The sequence below is a fragment of the Stenotrophomonas sp. P5_B8 genome (genome assembly GCF_054049855.1).
In genome coordinates this window covers 1-7,082 of the sequence record NZ_JBFULO010000191.1, presented here as the reverse complement: position 1 = coordinate 7,082, position 7,082 = coordinate 1, and the positions used below count along the sequence as shown (strand labels likewise).

Sequence of the window (7,082 nt, the reverse complement as noted above, 5' to 3'; positions counted from 1 at the left end):
CCTCCAGCAGCTGGGCGGCGTAGTTGATCGCCGCCAGCGGGTTGCGGATCTCATGGGCCAGGCCTGGCCGGCCCGCACACTCTGCTGCCGCAATGAACCGTTCACGGCAGGCACCGTCGCTGCGGGTCGCCACATGCGTCAAACATTTGTCGGATCCAACCGCCCTCGGCTATCTTCCCCCCATATGAACGAAACCCGCAGCGCCCTCGTCGTCGACGACGAACGTGACATCCGCGAACTGCTGGTACTGACCCTGGGCCGCATGGGCCTGCGTATCAGTACCGCAGCCAACCTCGCTGAAGCCCGCGAGCTGCTGGCCAGCAATCCCTACGACCTGTGCATCACCGACATGCGCCTGCCCGACGGCAACGGCATCGAGCTGGTCACCGAGATCGCCCAGCACTACCCGCGCACGCCGGTGGCGATGATCACCGCCTTCGGCAGCATGGACCTGGCCGTGGAAGCGCTGAAGGCCGGTGCCTTCGACTTCGTCAGCAAGCCGGTGGACATCTCGGTCCTCCGCGGGCTGGTCAAGCACGCCCTGGAACTCAACAACAGTGAACGCGTCGTGCCGGCCGCACTGGCCAGCGACCAGGCCGCGCGCCTGCTCGGCGAATCGCCGGCCATGGACGCCCTGCGCGGCACCATCGCCAAGGTCGCGCGCAGCCAGGCGCCGGTCTACATCCTCGGCGAGTCCGGCGTCGGCAAGGAGCTGGTGGCACGTACCATCCACGCACAGAGCGCCCGCGCCGCCGGCACCTTCGTACCGGTCAACTGCGGCGCGATCCCGTCCGAGCTGATGGAAAGCGAGTTCTTCGGCCACAAGAAGGGCAGCTTCAGCGGCGCCCACGTCGACAAGCCGGGCCTGTTCCAGGCCGCGCACGGCGGCACCCTGTTCCTGGATGAAGTGGCCGAACTGCCGCTGCAGATGCAGGTCAAGCTGCTGCGCGCCATCCAGGAAAAATCGATCCGCCCGGTCGGCTCGGCCACCGAGGTACCGGTGGATGTGCGCATCCTCTCGGCCACCCACAAGGACCTGGGCGAACTGGTCGAGGACGGGCGCTTCCGCCACGACCTCTACTACCGCATCAACGTGATCGAACTGCGCGTACCGCCGCTGCGCGAGCGCCGCAGCGACCTGCCGCAACTGGCCGCCTCGATCCTGGCGCGCCTGGCCCGCACCCATGAACGGCCCACGCCGCTGCTGGCGCCGTCCGCCCTGGATGCGCTGGCCCAATACCATTTCCCCGGCAACGTCCGCGAACTGGAGAACATCCTGGAGCGCGCCCTCGCGCTGGCCGAAACCGACAGCATCGGCGCCAGCGACCTGCGCCTGCCCCAGCACGGCGGCCTGCGCCCCGGCAGTAATGCCGCGGTGGAAGAAGCCGTGGTCGACCTGCCGGCCGGCAACGGTGCCCTGCCCTCCTACATCGAACAGATGGAGCGCACCGCGATCCAGAAGGCGCTGGAGGAGAACCGCTGGAACAAGACAAGGACGGCGGCGCAGTTGGGGATTACGTTCCGGGCGCTGCGGTACAAGTTGAAGAAGTTGGGGATGGATTGAGGTTCATGGGGGCTGATCCATTCCGCCACGCGCGACTGCCCCGATGGGTGCCGCGCCATCTGACCTCGCGCGATGACCCGCTACGCTGCTGCGCAATCTGACCTCGCGCAACAACCCGCTACGCTGCCGCGCTATCTGACCTCGCGCGACAACCCACTACGCTGCTGCGCCATCTGACGCCGCGCGACAACCGCGGTGGAGCCGCCCCATGGGTGGCTGCTCTTCGATCCGGACACCCCCAACTCACCGCGCGCGGCGGGCGCCGCGACAGCCAGACATGGCCTGGCGCTACCCTTTTGTCGGCGTTCCCCGCACATGAAAAGGCCCGCATCCGCGGGCCTTTTGCGTTCAACCGGACCAACTCGTCAATCCTTGGTGACGCGATTGATTTCAGCCAGGCTGGTCGTTCCCGCCGCCGCCTTCACCAGCGCCGACTGGCGCAGATCATTGACCCCGGCACGCTGCGCGGCCTCGGCAATCTGGATCGCATTGCCGCCGGCCAGCACGATCACCGAAATCTCCTCGCTCATCGGCATCACCTGGTAGATACCGGTACGGCCCTTGTAGCCCTCGGTGCACTCTTCGCAGCCGACCGCCTCGTACAGGGTGATGCCGGCATCGACCTGAGCCTGGGTGAAGCCTTCGGCCAGCAACGCGTTGGCCGGCAAGGTGATGGGCCGCTTGCAGTTGTTGCACAGCCGCCGCGCCAGGCGCTGGGCAATCACCAACGTCACCGAACTGGTGATGTTGAACGGGGCAATGCCCATGTTCATCAGACGCGCGATGGTCTGCGGCGCATCATTGGTATGCAGCGTGGACAGCACCATGTGGCCGGTCTGCGCGGCCTTGATCGCGATCTCGGCGGTTTCCAGGTCGCGGATTTCGCCGACCATGATGATGTCCGGATCCTGGCGCAGGAACGAGCGCAGTGCTGCGGCGAAGGTCATGCCGCGCTTGACGTTCTGCTGCACCTGGTTGACGCCGGGCAGGCGGATTTCCACCGGGTCTTCGGCCGTGGAGATGTTGCGCGTTTCATCGTTGAGGATGCCCAGTGCCGTATACAGCGACACCGTCTTGCCCGAACCGGTCGGGCCGGTCACCAGCACCATGCCGTAGGGCTTGTGGATAGCATCCAGGAACAGCTTCTGCTGCGCGGCCTCGTAACCCAGCTTGTCGATACCGAGCTTGGCTGCGCTGCCATCCAGGATACGCAGCACGATCTTTTCGCCGAACAGCGTTGGCAGCGTACTGACGCGGAAGTCGATCTGCCGGGTCTTGGATAGGTTGAGCTTGATGCGACCATCCTGCGGCACGCGCTTTTCGGCGATGTCCAACTGCGACATCACCTTCAGGCGCGCGGCGATGCGCTGGTTGAGCTTGACCGGGGCCTTGGCCACGTTCTTGAGCAGGCCGTCGATGCGGAACCGCACGCGGTAGTCGTCTTCATACGGCTCGAAATGGATGTCCGACGCGCCCTTGCGGATCGCGTCGATCAACACCTTGTTGACGAACTTCACCACGGGCGTGTCATCGCCCTTGGCATCCACGCCGGAGTCGGTCGAACCACCTTCCTCGTCGCCGGCCGACACATCCAGGTCGCCCATGCCGTCATCGTCGCCGCCCAGGCTGCCACCGAGCGTGTCGTGCTTGGACTGCCACTGCTCCAGGGTGCGCTTGATCTGGTCCTCATCGACCAGGATCGGCTCCACCACCAGGTTGGTGTGGAACTTGATCTCATCCAGCGAATGGGTCGGGTCGCTGGTACCGATGAACAGCTTGCCGCCGCGCTTGAACAGCGGCAGCACGCGGTGCTTGCGCAGCAGTTCTTCGCTGACCAGGCTGATGGCGCTCTGGCTGCTGTCGAACACCGAGACATCCAGTAACGGCATGCCGAACTCGAGTGCGTTGGCGGCTGCCAGCTGGGCGGCAGTGACGAGCTTTTTTTCGGCAAACCACTGAGGCAGCGGCTGCTTGGCCGCGCCGGCCTTGGCCATGGCGTCGCGGGCACCAGCTTCGTCCAGGGCGCCGTCCTGGACCAAGCGCCGGGCGATGCCGGTAATACCGACTAGATTGGCAGTGGCAACGGCGTTCATTTTTGGCACCAAGGGAAATTACTGGAGAATCGAGCCGACCCAAACAGCCCGCCACCTAGCACCGTGACTGGCTTCCTACGTGGATCTGCATTCCGAAGGAACATGCTTGTTGTCGCCCGCCGTTCTGACACATCGCCAGCGGATGACTTCATTGGGATTGTAGCTGGGCTGCAGCAGAAGAGTCACGGAACCCGCCTTTTCCGTCGTCTCGACCGTAATCACGCCACTACCGGAGCAATTCATGGACAACACGTTCCGCGTCGCAGTCGTCTGCTCGTGAACGCCAGAGCAAGCGGTGGCGTCAAGTACGTTGATGTTGTTCACGTTCTCGGTCACTGTCACCTTCGCCGAGGAAGCGAGCAGGAGTGCCTCCGAGACTCTCGCCCTGATGACGTAATCCTGGTAGGCCGGCAACGCGACCGCAGCAAGTATTGCGATGATCGCCACCACGATCATCAACTCAATCAGCGTAAACCCCGTCTCCGTTCTCACGCATGCCTCCCCATTCGGCATTGAATCTGTTCTACCAGCACGCATATTTCGTGCCAGATAAAAAAGAACCCCGCCAAGGCGGGGTTCCTTCTCGCTAGCTTTCGCTACGAATTACGAACGGCATTCAGCCGGGTAGTACTTGGCTTCGCTGCCGCTGCCAACGCAACGCCAGGTGGTGCCAACAGCGCCCGTCTGAGCGGTCGGGGTGTAGGTCAGAATCGTGCCCTTGCCCTTGTCAGCGGTCATGGTCACTTCCAGGGCACCGGTGCCTTCGTCGCACTTCATCGATTCGACATTCGGGTTACCAGCCGGGATAGCGGTATCAACGCCCAGGCAGGCATTGGCCGGAAGCGCGCCACCGTTGTTGGCGATGTTCTCAGCCACGGTAACCTTGGCGCCGGCAGCGATGACAGCTGCTTCGGAAACGCGGGCACGGACGGTGTAGTCCTGGTAGGCCGGCAGCGCGATGGCGGCCAGGATGGCGATGATCGCGACGACGATCATCAGTTCGATGAGGGTAAAGCCCTGCTGCTTCTTCATGAGTACATCCCCTAGAGGTAGGTGGTGATTGGACACTGGGACGAGGCCTGACCGGCATACCGGTTGAGCAAGGCGGACGCCCGTGCGGGTGGATCAAAGCAGGATGCGTGCCAACTGCTCAGCAATGCTCCCCAGCATTCCCCGGCGCAATGATGGCAGCAATCTTCAGGATTGGAACCCCCCGCACAGAAAACTGCGACCGATCAGACAATGTGACGTGTTGCGTCACCTTCTGACCGCCCCTGTCCGGGAGCAGAGTCGAGATTTAGACAGCCCCGGGGATGCCACCCACGGCCGGAACCGGCTACCATGCGCCGAGATAGCCCGCCTGGGGATGGTGTGGCTGGGGAGCCCTGTATGTCTGTTAGCCGTAGTGCAATCAAGAAACAGCCCGTGGCGCGAAGCACCATGGAGCTACAGCCGTTTGTCTGGGAGGGGACCGACAAGCGTGGCGTGAAGATGAAGGGCGAACAGCCTGCCAAAAATGCAAACCTGCTGCGTGCCGAACTTCGCCGCCAAGGCATCATGCCCAGTGTGGTCAAGCCGAAGCCAAAGCCGCTATTCGGTTCAGCTGGTAAGGCAGTTGGCGCCAAGGACATCTCATTCTTCAGTCGCCAGATGGCGACCATGATGAAGTCGGGCGTTCCCATCGTCAGCGCACTCGAGATCATTGGCAGCGGCCACAAAAACCCGCGGATGAAAAAGCTGGTCGATACCATCCGCACCGATATCGAGGGCGGGTCMTCGCTGCATGAGGCCATCAGCCGCCATCCCGTGCAATTCGACGAGCTGTACCGCAATCTGGTTCGCGCAGGTGAAGGCGCCGGTGTGCTGGAGACAGTGCTCGATACCGTCGCCACTTACAAAGAGAACATTGAAGCTCTCAAGGGCAAGATCAAGAAGGCCCTGTTTTATCCCGCAATGGTGGTGGTCGTGGCGCTGGTTGTCAGCGCAATTTTGCTGATGTTCGTGGTTCCGCAATTCGAGGAAGTATTCAAGGGGTTCGGCGCGGAATTGCCGGCCTTCACCCAGCTGATCGTTGCCGCATCTCGATTCATGCTCTCTTACTGGTGGCTAATGCTCCTGATTGTGGGCGGCTCTATCGCTGGGTTCATCTACGCCTACAAGCGATCCCCGTCGATGCAACACACCATGGATCGCCTGATCCTGAAGGTGCCTGTCATCGGCCAGATCATGAACAACAGCGCCATCGCCCGCTTCGCCCGCACTACCGCCGTGACGTTCAAGGCTGGTGTGCCGCTGGTCGAAGCTCTGGGCATTGTTGCTGGTGCCACCGGTAACAAGGTGTATGAAGAGGCAGTGCTGCGCATGCGTGATGACGTGTCGGTCGGTTACCCAGTCAACATGGCTATGAAACAGGTCAACTTGTTCCCGCACATGGTGGTGCAGATGACCGCCATCGGCGAAGAAGCCGGCGCCTTGGACACCATGCTGTTCAAGGTGGCCGAGTACTACGAGCAGGAGGTCAACAACGCCGTTGATGCCCTCAGCAGCCTGCTGGAGCCGATGATCATGGTGTTCATTGGTACCATCGTCGGCGGCATGGTCATCGGCATGTACCTGCCCATCTTCAAACTCGGCGCCGTCGTCGGCTAAGGTAACAATGGCATTTCTCGACCAGCATCCCGGTCTCGGCTATCCCGCCGCGGCCGGTCTGGGACTGCTCCTGGGCAGCTTCCTCAACGTAGTCATCCTGCGTCTGCCCAAGCGGCTGGACTGGCAGTGGAAGCGCGACGCCCGCGAAGTGCTCGAAGAGCCGGACATCTACGAGCCGCCGCCGCCGGGGATCGTGGTGGAGCCGTCGCACTGCCCGCACTGCAAGCACAAGTTGGCCTGGTTCGAGAACATCCCGCTGTTCAGTTGGCTGGTCCTGCGCGGCAAGTGCCGGCATTGCCACGCCCCGATCTCCATCCAGTACCCACTGGTGGAGCTGGTCACCGCCCTGCTGGTGCTGGCCAGCGTCTGRCAGTTCGGCTTCGGTTGGCAGGGCTTCGGCGCGATCGTGCTGAGCTGCTTCCTGGTCGCCCTGTCCGGGATCGATCTGCGGACCCAATTGCTTCCGGACCAGTTGACCCTGCCACTGATGTGGTTGGGCCTGATCGCGGCCAGCGACAACCTGTACATGCCCGCCAAACCCGCCCTGCTGGGCGCGCTGGCCGGCTATCTGTCGCTCTGGTCGGTGTGGTGGCTGTTCAAGCAGATCACCGGCAAGGAGGGCATGGGGCATGGCGATTTCAAATTGCTGGCCGCGCTCGGCGCCTGGTGCGGGCTGAAAGGCATCCTGCCGATCATCCTGCTGTCCTCGATCGTGGGCGCGATCATCGGCTCGGTCTGGCTGTATTCGCGCGGTCGCGATCGTGCCACCCCTATCC

Annotated in this window: 6 protein-coding genes; 3 read left to right on the top strand and 3 right to left on the bottom strand. The window is 63.0% G+C overall.

Translation table 11 applies throughout. From position 1 onward, the window contains the following. The first annotated feature begins 184 nt into the window (after positions 1-184). Entirely contained in the window at positions 185-1,564 is a 1,380-nt protein-coding gene (locus tag ACXJKH_RS11745; protein WP_457319571.1) for a sigma-54-dependent transcriptional regulator, read from the top strand. 365 nt (positions 1,565-1,929) lie between these two features. Here ACXJKH_RS11745 and pilB read toward each other — a convergent pair whose 3' ends face one another. The 3 genes from pilB to ACXJKH_RS11730 form a co-directional block, all read right to left on the bottom strand. Then, the gene (gene pilB, locus ACXJKH_RS11740) at positions 1,930-3,657 is read right to left on the bottom strand and encodes a type IV-A pilus assembly ATPase PilB (protein WP_457319570.1); all 1,728 of its coding nucleotides are present in this window, start codon (positions 3,655-3,657) and stop codon (positions 1,930-1,932) included. A gap of 75 nt (positions 3,658-3,732) precedes the next feature. Further along, positions 3,733-4,149, bottom strand: coding sequence for a pilin (locus ACXJKH_RS11735; RefSeq protein WP_457319569.1), 417 nt, complete (start codon positions 4,147-4,149; stop codon positions 3,733-3,735). 111 nt (positions 4,150-4,260) lie between these two features. Then, a complete protein-coding gene (locus tag ACXJKH_RS11730) occupies positions 4,261-4,689 on the bottom strand; it encodes a pilin (protein ID WP_457319568.1) in 429 nt (142 codons plus the stop codon). A gap of 357 nt (positions 4,690-5,046) precedes the next feature. Here ACXJKH_RS11730 and ACXJKH_RS11725 point away from each other — a divergent pair, with 357 nt between their 5' ends. Then, entirely contained in the window at positions 5,047-6,306 is a 1,260-nt protein-coding gene (locus tag ACXJKH_RS11725) for a type II secretion system F family protein (protein ID WP_457319567.1), read from the top strand. 7 nt (positions 6,307-6,313) lie between these two features. Beyond that, positions 6,314-7,082, top strand: a 769-nt coding sequence (locus tag ACXJKH_RS11720) for a prepilin peptidase (protein WP_457319566.1), incomplete at its 3' end; no start/stop codon positions are given.

Excerpts from the sequence above, each read along its gene's own strand:
- ACXJKH_RS11745 (WP_457319571.1), top strand. The coding sequence starts at position 185 with ATGAACGAAACCCGCAGCGCCCTCGTCGTCGACGACGAACGTGACATC.
- pilB (WP_457319570.1), bottom strand. The coding sequence starts at position 3,657 with ATGAACGCCGTTGCCACTGCCAATCTAGTCGGTATTACCGGCATCGCC.
- ACXJKH_RS11730 (WP_457319568.1), bottom strand. The coding sequence starts at position 4,689 with ATGAAGAAGCAGCAGGGCTTTACCCTCATCGAACTGATGATCGTCGTC.